Raw genomic sequence first — 16,780 nt, forward strand, 5'->3', positions numbered from 1 at the left:
CAGCATGATTATGCTCCTTCCTTCAAATGGCTGAACGGGCATCCGGACCGGCATTCATGAAACATCCGGACATTGTGAGCGTTTGCGGTGCTGAAAGGTTTTCGCTGCCAGGAGATGCAGACATTGCGGGCAATGTCGCCGAGCGCCGGACAGCGAACAGTCTCCGCCATCAACGCACCACGCACGGCCAGTTCGACACGGCCGATATCGCCGTTCTGATAGCTATTGGAGAGAACTTGGCTGACGGCAGAGGCCGAATACCCAACTTTGCGGGAAATCGCTGACTGGCTTTCCTGATCACAGGCTTCAGCCAGAATGACGATCCAGTCAGGAATAACGTTGCCCCAGGCAGCGCGTGCCTTCTCGATATTGGTTAGCTTTACGATGGTCACGGCTGGACCTCCTGCGCTTCAGCAGGGCCGACAATTTCATGCCGGTTTTGGTCGAATACAGCCTTGATGCGCAGGATCATCGGCGGCTTGGGGCCGGTGTTCATATGATGCTGCAGGCGATAGACGCCGAGCTTGCCCGGACGACCTTTCTGAACCTCCAGCAGGTATCCAGCCTTGTGCAGGAATTTGATGTAGGATTTGACGGCATCGATATCGATTGGCGTATCGCCAGCGCGCTGCCAGACCGTGATATCCTGCGCGGTGAAGCCGAGGCGTCCAGCTTCCGATCTCATATAATTCCAGATGGCCTGCTGTTTGGTCATGCCGTCAACAACCGTGCCGTCGCGGCGAACTTTCGGTGTTGCCGATTGCCTGACCAGCACGCGATAGGAAGCCTCATTCCGGTCACCGATATCGCCGGTCATTTCAATAATTTCGGCTTTCAGCAATCGGCGCAGGAAATCATTGATGTCGGACATGCGGGCGTTGGAACGATCAAATATCTCACGGGCCGAAAAAGGCTCCTCGGCCATCGCGCAATCCATGATCACATTCCAGTAGTGATCGAAACCACGCAGCGGAGGCCGATCCTTGGCGGCAGTGAGTTTCAGGACGATCGACATTACGCGGCCTCCTGTTCGCGGCGGACAGGAACCTTGTCGGACGCAAAATACCCGTCCTGGCTGCGATACTCTTTCAGGCTGATGTGCGTGAGACCACCGACATTGGCAGCGTTGGCAATGGCGTGGAGACTGTTGCATATCTGACGGGCACGGCCCTTCGCCTGGTCGCGCACGTGATCCAGAAGGTCATCTGCGACTGTAACCGTTGGATAATAGGCACGAGCGAGAGAGCGCGTGTCATCCAGATCGCAGGGCTGCGCATAGACCCATTCCAGAACCAGATCGCGAAAACGATCAATGCGCTCCAGCTTCTTCGGCAGCAACTCTTCACCGATCAGCATGACAGGCACATTCGACTTCTTGGCGATCATGCGCAGCATTTCGATCATGTTCTTGTCGGCAAGCTTGTCAGCTTCGTCTATGATCAGGGGACGGTGCGGATCGCGTGCGAGTGTGCCGATGATCTCTTCTTCCAGATCGGCGAGCGTGCCCCTGGCATGAGGCTGTCCAAGTTCGGAAAGGATTTTCTGAAGAAGGGTTTTCTTCGTCCAGGTATCGGAAACCTCAATCAGGACGGCATTCGTGCCGCTCTGCGCAAATACCGCCGCCTTGCTCTTGCCGTACCCTGAGAAACCGGCAAAAACACCAAGGTTCGGCTGCGACGGATGGCGGTTCTGCAGCGAGCGGGCCAGCGCCAGACACAGCGCAACGTTCTTGATCGGCGCTGTGCCTGCTTCATTGACAATTTCATTTAATGGTGTCATGGATTTCCTCGCATATTAGGCAAATGACCTACATTTTGGCCCCGCCGCTAACGGGGCCTTTTCTTTTCAGACGGCTGTCAAAAGAGCCTTCTCCAGCCCGAAAATCTTCATCATGTCCTTGTTGGTCTGGTACTGAGCAGTGGCCTGGTATCGAACCAGTTGCACCGCACTCTCCGCGTCCAGTTCCTCGCCGCCAGCGATGCGAGCCTCCAGATCCATCGCCCATTTGAAGCGACGTGCGGCTGGCTTCAGGCTCGCGTCAGGATCGAGGTGCACAATTTTGGTTTCGCGACGAACTTCCGCTTCGCGCTGCAGGGCCTGATGAATGGCAGTTGCTTTTTCATTCAATGGCTTTGGCTGGTGCGCCGTCTGCGGTAGAGTTATGGCGTCCACTGCCGCCGCGATTGCTGGCGTCGAGTGCTGTTCTTCCCGCTTCGGCAACTGGATAACGTTCGCACTTTCGGCCAAACGCTCTGTTACCCGCTTCTTGGCAACCTCTATGGAGCGGATAATGGCGGCAGGCCCTTTTTTGATCTGGCGAACTTCTGCCTTGATATCCTTCAGGCGGTCTTTGACGAGGGAATTGACCGCATCCATGCGCGCTTTTGCGAACTCGGCAGGATTAACACCGGAAATCTCCGGGCAGATGGCTGTGTCGAGGAACTGGCGACCGTCGGGCGTGTAGACGTAAATCTGGCCAAGATCATCCGGATGATGACGGCAGAAAACCTCCGTTCCGACCATGATGGCTTTCGGCAGGTAGAACAGGTTGTCGATGCGGATGCCCTGATGCCCGACCTTGCGTATCCCATTGTTGCCAGCGATTGGCATCAACAAGGCATCAAGCGCTCGTTGATCGACGCGTCGAACAGGCTCAGTCGATCGAAGGGCAGCTTCATTAGGGGAAATGCCCTTGAGACCGGAGTGCTTGTTCTCATTATAGATGTAGGTAAGCCAATCGTCGGTGTAGGAACGCAGTTCCTCGATTGTCATGGTGACTTCGAACAGGTCGCGCTCATCAGCCCCCAGTCGCTGCGCGAAACTCTTTTTGCTCTCAATCGCCTTCCGCTCGGCAACATTGTGACCGATGTATCCTGGAAGCTGCGGCGCGACTTCGTGCTGAAAAGTTTTGATGGCCCGCTCGACAAGCCCCTTTTCTGCAGGACTGTAGGCATGTGACGTGTCCGGCTTGATATCGAGATCGGATAGAAGCCGCATCGTGGCAGCCGCGACGAAATCAGAGCCGTTATCGGTTTTGATGACTTCCGGCACACCCCATTCAAGAATGGCGCGGCGGATCAACAGGCCGACAGCCTCTGCACGTGGCGTTTTTGAGAATGTGATAATGAAGCGGCGTGTTGCGACATCGATGCAGGCATACATGGACCACCGACCATCGACGCAGAGCGCATCAACCGGCGATGCGTCAATCATCCACATCTGGTTCATGCGCGTGACGTACCGATAGGCGCCAGTACCAACCAGCTTCATGCGCGAACGGAATGCGTCTGGATTGGAATAGGCCAGAATGGCCGCTTTCTCGGTTTCGCGCAGCCGCGATATGAAATACTGAAACATGCGAACTTCAGGCAACGGCCTCAAAGTGCCATCCCGATCGACGAGTTCGCGACCAAACTGGTATTCGACCTGATCGCGAATGACCTTCGCTGACATTGATGGCGCATCGGCGACCCATGCCAGAATATGACGGCGCACCTCACCTTGGTTTGCAGTTTCGAGGAGGCTGGTGCCTTTACGCGCATCCGCTGGGTCATGTGCTAGCGTCAAACCATCATTGTCGCGCGCTTTGCTACGCCAACGCTGGAGGCTGCGCACGGAAAGCTTGCCAATGGTTTCACCAACCCAATCTGGCAGGTCCTGAACCTTGCCGCGATTGAATGCCTGGACAAATAAATGATCAGAAGCCAGAACGGTCATTCCGTTCAGGCGCTTGTATCGGTCGGCAAGCCGCACTGTGATGATACGCGCGCCGCGCTCCTGGCGTGCTCTTTCGCTCAGGTTGGCGTCAACAGCGCCAGAAATCCGCAGATCGTCGTCGTCAACCTTGATAAAGCGCTGAAGATAGCAGAGGCGAACATCCAGAGGCAGCACATCAATATGATACTCAAAGCCGCCGCCGCCCTCCCGACCGCCACGAGGGCGTACAAGCGCATGATAGCGGGACCAGTTCTCCCGGCGCGCCAGATCATTGATGCCCTGCCTGCTTTCCGGTAGGCCCGGCAGCAGGCCATCCCTTGCTGCATCGGCCATTTCCTGTGCCGTAAACCACATTTGAACGGACATTGGAGCGTGAATGTTCATGGTCAGATGGCTCCCCACTTGGCCTTTTCCGCCGCTTTAAATTTCTGGATTTTCTGCTCAGCCTCGTCGGCCAGATGCACATTGATCAGCGCCTGGTACTTCCGATCAACAACGACCTGTCCAAAGCGGGCTGCGAAGAAGCCGAGCAGATCAATGCAACCGGTTACTTCGATCAGGGCGATGAAGCGTTCGAGTGTGATGCGATGGGTCTCAGCACCTTCCGAGGCATAGTTCGCCAGCATGTTCTCCGATATTTGATAACCAAGCTCAATCGACATTGCGGTGGCGATCTCGGCGCGGGACATGCTGGATGATTTCAGTGCCAGGGCGACGGCTTGACTGATCTGCGAGGCAAGGCGGTTGCCCCGGATTGCGCCGGGTTCAAACCCGGCCGCAACCTTCGGCGGCTCCCATGCCAGCAGATCGCCTGTCAGGCTATCGCCCCGCAGCTTCACCATCAGAGAGCGCCTTCCTCAGCCAGAATAGAGAGGATTTCATCTTTATGCGCTCGGATGAAATTGCGCCGATAGCGCACTTCAAACCGCGTCCAGGTATCGCTGAAACTGCGGAAAGTCTTTTCGACCGGGTTTTCCGGCTTGCGACCTTCGGCTAACACCAATGCCTCTGCTACTGAACCAGCCTGCGGAGGCTCACTGAAAAGGAGATCGAGCGCCTTGCTCTGCAATTCATGCGGCATAACGGCAAGATTGCGCAGATCGAGGGCTTTGCGTTCAACGGCCGTACCACGGACGCGGTCCTTAGTTTCCGGTGAAAGGCCGTTGACCATGGCGACGGCCATGCGGATTGCACGGTCGGAAAAACCTGTTGCTTCAGCTGCTACGATTGAGAAGGAAAAAATTTCCGTCTCATTCTTTTTACCACCACGACCACCATTGGCGCCGTTCTTTGTCTGCGGATGCAGTTCTTCATAAACGCGCTTCAATTCCGCCAGCGCTTCACCTTCTTCCAGCGCTGTATACGGCTCGCGGTTGAGGTTGATCATGATCTCGCGCAGGCGACGTTCTTGCGGCTTCAGCCATGCAATCGGCGTGACACGCGCATCAATCTCGTCGGCCTTGTTTTGGCGCAAGGCAGCAACGCGCAGCGCACCGTCATCAAGGCTGAAACGCCCATCTTCGTTTTCGACAACAACGATCGGCTGCAACTGGCCCTGAACGGCAATGTCTTTCGCCAGCGTTTCGACGCGTTCGGCGCGCTGACGGCGAATGCGACCTTCCGGAAGGTCGATCAGATAAAGCGGTATGCGTTTGAATTCATATGGAACAGTCATGCGAATGCTCGTCTTGAATGGAGGTTGATGGACATGGAGATGAAGCGCGCACCCGTCATAGGGCGGGGGCTGAAAAGACGGGTGCGCTCACCGCGCTGACGGCGAATGCGGCCCTCCGGAACATCGACCAGATAAAGCGGGATGCGTTTGTACTCATATGGGGCGGTCATGAGAATGCTCATTCAAATGCGGTTGAAGACTGGGTGAAGGGATGCGCGCCCGCCATGAAACGGGAAGCAAAATAGCGGGCGCGCTCATCGCGCCAGGGGGAGCGGCGCGATCTGTGAAATCGATTGGTGTTTTGATGAATCTTGGTACCTTGGCGGAACCGGACGGCGTTCGAGCGCCGTCCGGCACCTTTCATTCCCTTATGAACCAACCACAAAGGAACGATTTGAATGCATTTTTCATCAGATGAAAAATTGTTGGCGATGGCTACCGCGTACAGAGTACTAATCGCGGCACTTTTTGAGAATGACCAGCTTTCCCTGAAAGCGTTCGAACACCATTCAACTATGGGGATTGCTCGCCTCAATGCTGTTGGTGAAACTGAAGCGTCAGCAGCTCTGGCAGAAGTGTTGGAGCCCATTGTCAGTGACCTTCGCCTTTGGTCCGCCAGGAAGCAGGCGGGACACCCAACAAATCAGCCCTGAACACATCAATCTTTTCGTAAAAACACTCGGCGCGCCGTTGTGCGCGCCGCTGTTTTACGTGCGCCGCGATTAACGCCGCCAAGCCATAAACAGCAGCGCCCGCAAATCCTGCGATTATTGCGAAAACAAGCTTTTCCATCAGCCCGCCCTCACAACCATGATGACAATCGCTGCAACCTGGGCGCAGAACATGACGCCAAGGCAAAAAGCTAAAACGAACCAAAATGACAATGCGTCGAAGAAAGTGGCGTTGTCAGAAACGCGGGCGAGCTTTGACAAGAAACGGGTCATTACGCTGCAACCCTGTCAGAGGAAGAGACGGATTTCTGACTCGCTTTTGATGACTTCTGTCTGCTATCAAAGATGCGAGTAGCGCTCACGGGGTAACGGTCCGGAAAAACCACCTCGACAGGATCACCGAGGAAATCGGCGATCAACTGTTCGTTGGGTCGGTTCCAGCGGGTCCAGATGCTGCGGAAGGTATTCGGGTTACGGCCGTGTTCGATGGCAAACTCGGAGAACTTCACGCCGCGACGGCGAAATTCCGCAAGGATCGAATGCCGGTCCCATTTCGGCTGGGTCTTACCCATGAGGCTACTCCTGCAAGGAGCGGATGTTGGCGCATCCGCTTTTTGTTGATGACTCGGTAACAATTGCGGAACGCATTCGCGGTCTGCATAGATAGGGATAAACCACAAATGCACAATAGTAAAGTGCGTTCGTGGTTATTTGTGATTATTGGCTAGACCGGAGAACGAACCCAAAACTGCGCTAGCATCCAGACTTCGTAAGGTGCGGGAAGAATTGAATTATTCGGATCGACAAGCACTTGCTGCGGAGCTTGGTATCAGCAAAAATTCGCTCGCATTCTATGAACGCGGCGAGCGGACGCCTGACGCTTCAGTGCTCGAGATTTATTGCTCTCGATTCGCAATTAACGCGAATTGGCTATTAACTGGCCAGGGCGATATGTTCGCAGATCCGGCAAAAGCTCCGGCACCGAGCAGGACTGTCAATAAGCAGCTATTGCACAAACTGGCGCGGCTGGCTCGCGAGGCACGCAAGGAAATTGGCGGCGGCATGCACGGTGAAACCATTACCGAAGATGCGGCCGACCTCTATAATGAGCTTCTAACACTTGTTAACAACATCGACGATGTGGAAGAAGTTGACGCGACGCTACCCCGGCTACGGCTACTGTTCAAACGCAAGCTGCAGGAGCAATCCCGGAACCGAGAGGAAGGCCGGAACACCGCTTGATGATCGTCCGTTAAAGGGGGCTTTAATGGGGTGTTGCGGCGATTTGAAATTTTCCACCTTGAGCCAGTCGAAAACTTGTCTTAAAATTTTATGCTATTGAATTCGTTGAATAAATTTAAGGTGGAAAGAGCAAAAATTAGTGCCACTTTTTCTTTCCACCTTAAGCGGCCAGTTTCTTATTTTTCAAAGAGTTAGGTTTCACGCGATTTCGGGTTTCGGTCGGTTTTGTGCCAACCGATTTTGCACGGCGATTTTGGCCAATGTAGTATCGACTTACTGCTCTTCCGCTTTAATGCGTTGATAAATCGCAGTTTTTGCCAGCTTCCCAAACAATCCCACTTAATCCCGGACTATCCCGGTAGTGCCATATGATATTGCGGGTTACAGCTAGGGCAAACCTATTGCGCGACGGCGCGAGCTTTATTCCTCAAAACCCCCTAAAGTTCCTGCGGCATCATTCAATGAAATTTGGAATGATATCGGATATGCGCTCGAATATTGACACATGACGTCCTGGAAAATCCCGGTTCGCTCTAGTTGCCACGAAACAATGGATGAAGCGTCTTGGAGAACCGACCCTACGTTCGGGTCAACATTTCGGGGAGCAACCTAAGCAGGTTTTCGAGTGCTGAAGGACCCGAGACCTGTCGAATGACGAGCAGCACAATGAAGAGTTCGTGATTTTCACGCGAAGCGAAGCAGAGGTGCGGAGAGGGGCGGGAATGTTTAGACAGTTTTGTTTTTCACAGACCACATGTCGACGTCGATCTGGACATTCGTCAACAGTTCGGCTGCGAATCTCGCACATGGCGGCGCATTTCGTCGGTCGGCACACCGGAATGGGCGTCGGCTCATAAGTGACCCTCATCATAGATCTCTACAACGCAATAAGAGATCTGACCGTCCTGGCCCCAGCGAGGCGTTGCTACCCTCTTCTAGATCAAGGAGCGACAGACTATTCGTCACCGTCGCATATTGAGCTGGATGTTGGGAAAATTGGCTTACGACATGGGAAACAGCCCTGTTAGCTAAGTCCTGAGCCTAGACACCAGCCTCATGCCAGACAGAATGTCCATCGCCAAGCGCCACATGTTCAAGATGCGGCGCCACATAATCTAGCGACTTCACCGGGCTTGGAAGCTCGCCCTCATTGGCGACAAACAATCGACGCTCACGATCTGGATCAGCTACAGGAACCGCTGACATCAGCCGGCGCGTATAGTCATGGGCAGGATGTTCAAACACCTGCGAACGTGTCCCGGTTTCCACAAAGCGTCCTGCATACATCACCGCTACACGGTGGCTGATCTGCTCGACCACCGCCATGTCGTGGCTGATGAAGAGATACGACACGCCTGTCTCGTTCTGGATGTCCTGCAAAAGATCCAGAACCTGAGCCTGAATCGAAACGTCCAAAGCCGCAACGCTTTCGTCCGCTACAATCAGCTTCGGCGACAATGACAAAGCACGCGCAATGCAAATGCGTTGGCGCTGGCCGCCGGAGAATTCGTGCGGATAGCGCTTCATCTGATCCGCAGACATGCCGACCCGGCGGAAGAGGTATTCAACACGGTCTTTCAGTTCACTGCCCGATGCCAGGCCATGGATCGTCAGCGGTTCGCCCACAAGGTCGCCAACCCGCATGCGCGGATCGAGCGACGCATAGGGATCCTGAAAGATCATCTGAATGTCACGAAGCACCGGTCGCATGGCTGTGCGGCTCAGACCCTTCGTGCTCTTGCCATCGATGCGGATATCGCCGCTCCACGGAACCAGATTGAGCAGAGCTTTGCCCGTCGTGGACTTGCCGCAGCCGGATTCGCCTACCAGTGACAGTGTCTCACCGCGATTGACAGTAAAGAATACGCCCTCCACAGCATGAACGCGCCGAACGGGGCGCTGCAAGATACCGCCCTTTATGTCGAAACGAACAACCAGATTCTCGACTTCGAGAATAGGGCTGGATGGAGCAGGCGCTGACTCGGCCTTTGGTTCCGCTGGCGCGCGCTTCGGCTTATCGGTGCCAGTCATTTCGCCCAACCGCGGTACGGCTGCGAGCAATCGTTGCGTATATTCGTCACGAGGATGATGGAAGACATCGCGAACCGGGCCTTGCTCGACTTGCCTGCCCTTGTTCATCACGAGCACGTGGTCTGCCATTTCGGCGACAACGCCCATATCATGGGTGATAAGAATGACCGAGATGCCGTTCTCTGCCTGCAGTTTGCGAATGAGCGCAAGTATCTGCGACTGGACTGTCACGTCGAGCGCGGTCGTCGGCTCGTCGGCGATGAGGATTTCTGGCTTCTGGGCAAGCGCCATGGCGATCATGACACGCTGGCGCATGCCGCCGGAGAGTTCGTATGGGTATTGCAGCAGACGGCGGCTGGAATCGGAGATCTGAACCTGATCGAGCAAGTCCTTGCAGCGCTGTTTCAGCGCCGCACCGGACAGGCCGCCATTCGGGCTAGCTTCATTGGCAACGGCTTCCGCCAGTTGTCGCCCCACGGTCAGAACCGGGTTCAGCGAGGTCATGGGTTCCTGAAAGATCATCCCGATATGACGCCCGCGCACACTGCGCATCTGGTTTTCGTTGAGCTTGAGAATGTCGCGACCGTTCATCACGGCGGTGCCGCCGGTCACGCGTGCCAAGGACTTTGGCAAAAGCTGCATCAGCGAGAGCACGGTCATGGATTTGCCGGAACCGCTTTCGCCGGCGATGCATAAGGTCTCCCCGGATTGCAGATCAAAGGAAAGTCGCTCGACGACAGTGCGTGCACCATCGGGTGTCGCAACCTGCGTCACCAGATCTCTTACCTGCAGAAGCGGAGAAGACGTGTTCATGTTTGTGCTCGCTGAGTGATGGAAGAGGGCGACGGGAGCCGCCCCCTTATGCCTTATTCGAAAACGGAACGCGGGAAGTAGAACGATACGACCCAGTTCGGCTGATCGACGATTTCGCTGATGCGCAGATCACCGCAGGCCGAGCAGAGCATATAGGCATCCACCGGGTTGAGGTTCTGCGTCTGGCAAAGAAGGTCGATCATGTTGGAGAGGGCGGCTTTCGCGCCTTCCCACAGATCGGACCCGATACCGGTGGTGACTTCGTAACCCTTGGTATCGAGGTGCCGCGTCACTGGCCCAGACGTGGTGAACCGGGGCATCTTCAGTGGCGTATCTTTGATGAGATCCAGCGTCAGAGCCACATTCATCGCGCTTTCGATGGCGGTGCCGCAGACTTCGCCGTCGCCCTGTGCCGCATGGGTATCACCAATGGAGAACAGAGCGCCTTCGACTTCGATTGGCAGATAAAGCGTGGTTCCTGCTGCAAGATCGCGAATGTCGAGATTGCCGCCGACACGACGCGGCGGCACAACCGAATGCAGGCCCTTTTCCGCCGGTGCGACGCCGATGGTTCCGGCGAACGGCTTCAGCGGTACGCGGGCATGCTCTCCGAAAAGTGCTGGTTCCAGCGTTGTGGGATTATAGTTCCACAAGGCCAGCGCCGGTTCCTTGAAGTCGTCGGCGAGAAGACCGAAGCCCGGAATATTTGCCGTCCAGCCGAAACCTGAAGGCTCGAACTGGTGGATGGTGATTTTCAGCACATCGCCCGGCTTGGCACCATCGACGAAAATGGGGCCAGTAACCGGATTGACCTTGGAAAAGTCCATCGTCGACACATCGGCGACAGTGCTGCCGCGATGATAATGGCCTGCGCCGCTGTCCAGACATTCGAATTTCAGGGTCGAGCCGGGCGCAACCGTTTCAGCCGGCTGGAACGAGTTGTCCCAGCCGAAATGATGATGCCGACCATGAATAGTGTAATGGCAATTATTGCACATCTTTTGCATAAACCTCGTCGTAATTGACCGGGATGTGGACAGGATCGACGAAGATCGCGTCGGGACCGCCCAGACGTTCGGAGCGAACCGAGAAGCGCTCCTCGTTGAAGATCGGCGCCCATGGCGCGTCGTCCATGATCTTCAGATAGATATCGCGCCACATGGCTTCGCGTTCTTCCTTGCGGGCCGGGTCGACAATGGCGTCAGCTTCCTGCGCCTTCTTGTCCAGCTCTGCATTGCAGTACCACGACCAGTTCCAGCCGCCCTGTACCGCGCCGCTGCAACCCAGGATCGGGCCATAGAAGTTGGACGGATCCGGGAAGTCGGCAATCCAGCCCATGCCGCCGGACCAGACCATCGGCGCGCCGTCTGGCTCGCCGCCTGCTGCGATGACATTGGCCTGCGCCAGCGACTTGATGGAAGCCTTGATGCCAATGGCGGCCAGATCCTGCTGGATGGCCTGTGCGATGCGCGGCTGCGGATCGGTATTGGCGACGAACAGCTCGGTTTCGAAACCATCGGCCACACCGGCTTCGGCAAGCAGCGCCTTTGCCTTTTCAGGATCGTAAGGATAGCCCTTATAGTCCTTGGCATAGCCCGGCATTGACGGCGGCAGCGGCTGATTGGCCGGAACGGCGCGACCGTTGATGATGCGGACGATACGGTCCTTGTTGATGGCCATGTTGACGGCCTGACGCACCTTCACATTGTCGAAAGGCTTGATCTTGACGTTCATGGTGACGTAGCCGGTGTGCAGCTGGCCGCCCTGAATGATCAGGTCCTTGAACTTCGGATCCTTGGTAACTTCGATGAACTTCGCAGGCGGAATGCCGTCACCCGGAATGTCGACTTCGCCGTTCTGCAAACGCAGGAGGGCAACAACCGGTTCCTGACCGACCTCAAAGGTGATCTGGTCGAGCTTCGGCAGCGACGGATTGTAGTAATCCTTGAAACGCTCGAAAACGATGCGCTGGCCGAGCGTCCATTCGGTCATCTTGAAAGCGCCGGAACCGACCGGATGCTTGCCGAAATCCGCGCCGTATTTTTCGACTTCTTCCTTGGGCACGATATGGGCGAAATTCAGCGCCAGCACATGCAGGAAGGTCGCGTCCGGACGGCTCAGTTCGAACTTGATGGTGTAGGGATCAACCACGGTGATGCCGGAAAGTGCCTCGGCCTTGCCGGCGGATGCATCCTCAAAGCCGACGATGGAGCCGAAGAAGCCAGCGCCGGGGCTCTGGGTCTTTGGATTGACGACGCGTTCGATGGAATATTTGACGTCGTCGGCGTTCAGTTCGCGACCGTTGTGGAACTTCACGCCCTTGCGCAGTTTGAAGGTGAAGGTCTTGCCGTCGTCGGAGATCGTGTAATCTTCCGCAATTTCCTTGCGCAGATTAGTGGTGCCCGGCTCGTAGTCCATCAGACCGTCAAACAGCGACTTGATCATCGACCAGTTCTGCCAGTCGTAGCCGATGGCAGGATCGAGTGTCGAGACGTCATCCTTATAGGTGACGATCATCGAGCCACCCTGCTTGATGTCGGCGGCCTGCGCGCCGAACGAGATGGCGAGGCCGAGCGCCAGCGCCGATATGCCGGATAGAAAAGTCTTTTTCATTGGTGTCCCTTTCTCTGGAGTCTTTTGGTTTCACCGCAGCTTGATGCGCGGATCGATCAGTGGAGTGATGAGGTCGGCGATGAGATTGCCGAGAACGATGGCGAAAGCGGAGACAATTGTGACGCCCATGATGATGGGAATGTCGACGCGCTGGATGGCCTGCCAGGCAAGCTGACCGATGCCGGGCCAGCCGAACACGCTTTCAACGACGACGATGCCCGACATGAACAGGCCGATGTCGATGCCGATCATGGCGATGATTGGCAGGATGGCGTTGGGCATGGCGTGACGCAGCAGGATTTTCCAGCGTGCCAGCCCCTTGGCGCGGGCGGTACGAATATAATCCTGACGAAGAACGTCGAGCAGCGAGGAACGCATCATGCGCGAATACCAGCCTGCGCCCAGAAGACCCAGCGTCAGGGAAGGCAGAACGAGATGCATGAACGTCCCGTAACCGCCAATCGGGAACCAGCCGAGCTTAACCGCAAACACGTAGAGCATCAGAATGCCGATGACGAATTGCGGGGCCGAAACGCCGACAAATGAAAAGATCATCAAGGCATTGTCGGTGCGGCTGCCGCGCCGGGTGGCCGCGATGACGCCCATGGTGAGACCGATGGCGAGTTCCGAGAAGATAGCTCCGGCCATCAGCAGCAGGCTTGCGGGCAGGCGTGACCAGATCAGCGACGCCACTTCGGTTTTCTGAAGATAGGAGCGTCCGAGATCGCCCTGAACGAGCCCCTTCAGATAGCGCAGATATTGCTCATAGAATGGCAGGTTGAGGCCAAGCTGTTCGCGAATATTCTCGACCGTCTGTGCTGTCGCGCTGCGCCCGGCAATCTGGCGCGCCGGATCGGCGGGCACTAGATAAAGCAGGATGAAGGTCACGAAGCTGATGCCGATCAGGATCATCACAGTCTGGATGAGGCGGCGGGCGATATAGGCGAGCATCAGTGGTGTCCCTGCTGGGTTGGGTCGAGCACATCGCGCAAGGCATCACCGACGAGGTTGAAGGCCAGCGCCAGCAACAGGATTGCCGCGCCCGGAATGAAGACGAGCCAGGGTGCGCTCGTGAAATAGGTCTGGTTTTCGAAGATGATATTGCCCCAGGAGGCCGTCGGCGGTTGCACGCCAATGCCGAGGAAGGACAGCGTCGCCTCCAGAAGAACAGTGGTGGCGATGCCAAGCGTGGCCCAGACGATCATCGTGGAAAAGAGATGCGGCAGGATATGCTTGAGGATGATGCGAGGCGCACCCGCACCCATCGCGCGCTGGGCCTCGATGAAATCGCGTTCCGAGAGAGACCGGGTTTCCGTATAGAGCACGCGCGCAATCTGAACCCAGTTGACCATGGCGATCACCATCGCGACGATCCAGAGGCTCGGCTTGAAGATTGCGGCGAGCACAATGGCCAGCAGCAAAGCGGGGAAGGCCATCATCAGATCGGTGAACCGCATCAGCACGGTTTCCACCCAGCCACGGAAATATCCGGCGCAAATGCCGACAGTCGAACCGATGAGCACCGCAATGCCGTTGGCCACCACGCCGATGATCAGCGAGGTCTGTGCACCATAGATCAGGCGGGAGAACAGATCGCGCCCGACGAGATCGGTGCCGAACCAGAATTTCAGGTTGGGCGCGAGCGGCGCGCCTTCCAGCGTCAGGCCGTCGAAGAACTGTTCGTTCGGATCGAAGGGAACAATCCACGGCGCGAAGAGCGCGGCTGCGACAGTGACGACGATGACGACAAGGCCGAATGCGGCCAACGGTCGGCGGATGATGCGGCCAAGAACGCCGCGTTCGGCTTTTTTCTGGCCGACTGGAAGAGTGTCAAGCGCGCTCACGATCGTTCCCTGTCTGCTTTTCGTTCAGAAAGCGCCGGGCAAAGGCCTCGACACTGATTCGCTCCGCCATCGCGGCAAGGCGCAGTTTCTGATAGGCCTGTCTGGCGGAAATATTGTCTGCGAACATTACGATCGCGGTTGCCTGTGCAATGGCTTCTCGCCCCGCAAGGCTTTCGCGCAGTTCGCCGATTTCGGTTGCCAGCGCATGGCGGCGCTGGAAATTGTGCATGGCGATGACCAGAGCGCTATAAACGCCCGCATTGCCGATTGGCTTCAAAAGCTGCGCATCCGCGCCCTGATTGAGCGCCCAGCCGATCCGGCCCGGCGCTTCCGAGCCGATCAGGGCGACAGTGGGCACAGGAGCCTGCTGCGGCGGCCATGGAAACTGTTCGTCATATCCCATGTCGACATCGAAGAAGACGACATTGAACCGGGAGATGTCGGCGTGTTCAGGCAGGTCTGGCCAGCATTCCACGGCATTCACGCCGATGCGGCGTAACTGCTGCACAATCGCATCGACATTGGTGTGGCGGCGATGGACGATCAGCGCGGTCCAGTTTTCGAATGCGCCCCAACTGGCAACGGTGAAGGCCGGGTCTGTCATGGTCATTTGACGAGCCTCAGAAAGCCGGGCTGCTGGCCCGGATTGGCGGATGTTTGAAGATGCGTTCGCGCCATGAACGGGTCCGGCTCAATGGCAACCTCGGCCTCATGCACGATTTCAAAGCTGCAATCTCGTCTGGCCCGTCCGATATGGGCGGGGAGGGCGATATGGTTTGTCCGCGGTTCGACCAGCACATCGCCAAGCGGTGTGCTTGTGGCGTGCGTCTGGACTGCGGAAAGCACTTTTTCGACATCGTCGGTGCCTGCCCGTTCGATACCGGCGGCGATCATCAGAACACTGGAATAGGCTTGGGCGAATATGGCCGAAAGGCTGCCGTCGAAGCCATTATTTCTGACGGCTTCCAGAAAGGCGCGATTGGTTTCGCCCGGCAGCGTACGGAAATAGCAGCTTACGCTGTAATTGCCCTCGGCGGCATCGCCGACATGCTCCAGCTCGCTTTCATAGAGATTGCAGCTCAGAACAGGCCTGACATCGGTGCGGAAATCGCTGTTTCGGCGGCCCAGTTCCGCATAGGCGCGCAGGAACGTATAGGACGATTCACCGATCAGATTGTTGAGGATGAAGTCGGGCTTCTTGCTTTCGATTTCCCGGATGAGATGATCGATATCCGTGTCGCCGATGGCAATGGCGCGCTCACCGAGAACTTCGCCGCCAGCCGCATTCAGCATTTCGCGGGCGAGGCGATTGGTTTCCCAACCCCAGATATAGTTCGAACCGAGCAATATGGCGCGATTACCGAAGCGGGGAACGATGAAGTCGATCAGCGGCACAAGATGCTGATTGGCGCAGGCCGCCGCATAAACGACACGGTCGCTGGCCTCAAAGCCCTCATAGACGCAGGGATACCAGAGCAGCGTATCGCGCTTTTCGACAACGGGAATGACTTCCTTGCGGCTCCAGGATGTGGTGCAGCCGATGATGTGTTTAACGCCCTGTCGTGAAATCAGTTCTTCGCTCAGCGGCGCATAACGGTCAGGGTTACCACTTGGGTCGGCGATGCGCGGCACGAGATTGAAAGGAAGGTCCCGATCATTGACGGCCTTGATCGCAGCCATAGCTCCACAATAGCCCTCATAGCCCAGTTTTTGATAGGGACCGAAGTGCGAAAACAGGACACCGACAGGAATGTCTTTTTTGTTGCTTTGAGACATGCGAAAAGCCAAACACAAAAACCCCTCCGGAATTTTCAGATTCCGAGAAGGGCCCAAATGCCAAATACGAATTTAGCCCAGAAATTACTGAATTCCGGGCATTTCCGTCAAGCTATTTCTTTTTGCTGTTATTTTAAGCAATATTATTAATCTTAAGGCAAAAACTCAATCCTCGCCACCAGCGCGGAGTACGTCCTTTTCGATCTGGACAAAAGCTCCCCGCGATTTATAGAGACACATCACTTTATTTCGTACAGTTCCGACCAAAACCGGTTACGCTAGGAGATGACGACTTCATTGAGTGATTGTGAAGCCGTCTTGTGGTCATGAGGCTGCGATCTTTTGCTCCGACGCTCGCGGACGCGGCTTAAGCCGTATTCTTTTATGTATCGCGGATT

General features: G+C 56.2%; 18 protein-coding genes. 1 reads left to right on the forward strand and 17 read right to left on the reverse strand.

The features are described 5' to 3' along the window. Positions 1-8: 8 nt before the first annotated feature. From KWJ32_RS15845 to KWJ32_RS15890, 10 genes are all read right to left on the reverse strand, one after another. A complete protein-coding gene (locus KWJ32_RS15845) occupies positions 9-392 on the reverse strand; it encodes a transcriptional regulator (protein ID WP_151691385.1) in 384 nt (127 codons plus the stop codon). Then, positions 389-1,015 (reverse strand): hypothetical protein, encoded by a 627-nt coding sequence (locus tag KWJ32_RS15850; protein WP_256886135.1) that lies wholly within the window; start codon positions 1,013-1,015, stop codon positions 389-391. Before KWJ32_RS15850 ends, KWJ32_RS15845 begins: the two co-directional genes overlap by 4 nt. Continuing rightward, entirely contained in the window at positions 1,015-1,779 is a 765-nt protein-coding gene (locus KWJ32_RS15855) for an ATP-binding protein (RefSeq protein WP_256886136.1), read from the reverse strand. Before KWJ32_RS15855 ends, KWJ32_RS15850 begins: the two co-directional genes overlap by 1 nt. Positions 1,780-1,845: 66 nt before the next feature. Further along, complete coding sequence (locus tag KWJ32_RS15860) at positions 1,846-4,101, reverse strand: transposase family protein (protein ID WP_256886137.1); 2,256 nt, start codon at positions 4,099-4,101, stop codon at positions 1,846-1,848. 2 nt (positions 4,102-4,103) lie between these two features. Beyond that, on the reverse strand, positions 4,104-4,559 hold the full coding sequence (locus tag KWJ32_RS15865) for a phage regulatory CII family protein (protein WP_256886138.1): 456 nt from the start codon (positions 4,557-4,559) through the stop codon (positions 4,104-4,106). After that, the gene (locus KWJ32_RS15870) at positions 4,559-5,392 is read right to left on the reverse strand and encodes a ParB/RepB/Spo0J family partition protein (protein ID WP_256886139.1); all 834 of its coding nucleotides are present in this window, start codon (positions 5,390-5,392) and stop codon (positions 4,559-4,561) included. The genes KWJ32_RS15865 and KWJ32_RS15870 overlap by 1 nt, the downstream gene beginning before the upstream one ends. Next, entirely contained in the window at positions 5,389-5,562 is a 174-nt protein-coding gene (locus tag KWJ32_RS15875) for a hypothetical protein (RefSeq protein ID WP_256886140.1), read from the reverse strand. Before KWJ32_RS15875 ends, KWJ32_RS15870 begins: the two co-directional genes overlap by 4 nt. Before the next feature lie 8 nt (positions 5,563-5,570). Next, positions 5,571-5,981, reverse strand: a complete 411-nt coding sequence (locus KWJ32_RS15880) for a hypothetical protein (RefSeq protein ID WP_256886141.1) — start codon at positions 5,979-5,981, stop codon at positions 5,571-5,573. Between the two features lie 2 nt (positions 5,982-5,983). Continuing rightward, positions 5,984-6,184 (reverse strand): hypothetical protein, encoded by a 201-nt coding sequence (locus KWJ32_RS15885; RefSeq protein ID WP_256886142.1) that lies wholly within the window; start codon positions 6,182-6,184, stop codon positions 5,984-5,986. 151 nt (positions 6,185-6,335) lie between these two features. Beyond that, positions 6,336-6,635 (reverse strand): helix-turn-helix domain-containing protein, encoded by a 300-nt coding sequence (locus KWJ32_RS15890; protein ID WP_256886143.1) that lies wholly within the window; start codon positions 6,633-6,635, stop codon positions 6,336-6,338. Positions 6,636-6,783: 148 nt separating this feature from the next. Here KWJ32_RS15890 and KWJ32_RS15895 point away from each other — a divergent pair, with 148 nt between their 5' ends. Next, positions 6,784-7,305: a helix-turn-helix domain-containing protein gene (locus KWJ32_RS15895; protein WP_256886144.1), complete on the forward strand. Its 522-nt coding sequence runs from the start codon at positions 6,784-6,786 to the stop codon at positions 7,303-7,305. A 1,041-nt stretch (positions 7,306-8,346) separates the two neighbouring features. On the opposite strand, the gene KWJ32_RS15900 is transcribed toward KWJ32_RS15895, so the two are convergent. From KWJ32_RS15900 to KWJ32_RS15930, 7 genes are read right to left on the reverse strand one after another with little or no spacing between them, the layout of a single operon-like run. Next, positions 8,347-10,149, reverse strand: coding sequence for an ABC transporter ATP-binding protein (locus KWJ32_RS15900; RefSeq protein WP_040129404.1), 1,803 nt, complete (start codon positions 10,147-10,149; stop codon positions 8,347-8,349). A gap of 53 nt (positions 10,150-10,202) precedes the next feature. Beyond that, entirely contained in the window at positions 10,203-11,147 is a 945-nt protein-coding gene (locus tag KWJ32_RS15905; RefSeq protein WP_040129402.1) for an acetamidase/formamidase family protein, read from the reverse strand. Further along, positions 11,137-12,762, reverse strand: a complete 1,626-nt coding sequence (locus KWJ32_RS15910; RefSeq protein WP_040129400.1) for an ABC transporter substrate-binding protein — start codon at positions 12,760-12,762, stop codon at positions 11,137-11,139. The genes KWJ32_RS15905 and KWJ32_RS15910 overlap by 11 nt, the downstream gene beginning before the upstream one ends. A 30-nt stretch (positions 12,763-12,792) precedes the next feature. Then, on the reverse strand, positions 12,793-13,713 hold the full coding sequence (locus tag KWJ32_RS15915; protein ID WP_040129398.1) for an ABC transporter permease: 921 nt from the start codon (positions 13,711-13,713) through the stop codon (positions 12,793-12,795). Further along, complete coding sequence (locus tag KWJ32_RS15920; RefSeq protein WP_235909152.1) at positions 13,713-14,606, reverse strand: ABC transporter permease; 894 nt, start codon at positions 14,604-14,606, stop codon at positions 13,713-13,715. The genes KWJ32_RS15915 and KWJ32_RS15920 overlap by 1 nt, the downstream gene beginning before the upstream one ends. Then, positions 14,593-15,216, reverse strand: coding sequence for an ANTAR domain-containing protein (locus KWJ32_RS15925; RefSeq protein WP_235909153.1), 624 nt, complete (start codon positions 15,214-15,216; stop codon positions 14,593-14,595). Before KWJ32_RS15925 ends, KWJ32_RS15920 begins: the two co-directional genes overlap by 14 nt. Beyond that, positions 15,213-16,382 carry a transporter substrate-binding domain-containing protein gene (locus KWJ32_RS15930; RefSeq protein WP_040129396.1) on the reverse strand — a complete coding sequence of 390 codons (1,170 nt, stop codon included), beginning with the start codon at positions 16,380-16,382 and terminating at the stop codon, positions 15,213-15,215. The genes KWJ32_RS15925 and KWJ32_RS15930 overlap by 4 nt, the downstream gene beginning before the upstream one ends. Positions 16,383-16,780 lie beyond the last annotated feature (398 nt).

It is taken from the genome of Ochrobactrum sp. BTU2, assembly GCF_024539785.1.
GTDB classification, from domain to species: Bacteria; Pseudomonadota; Alphaproteobacteria; order Rhizobiales; family Rhizobiaceae; genus Brucella; species Brucella anthropi.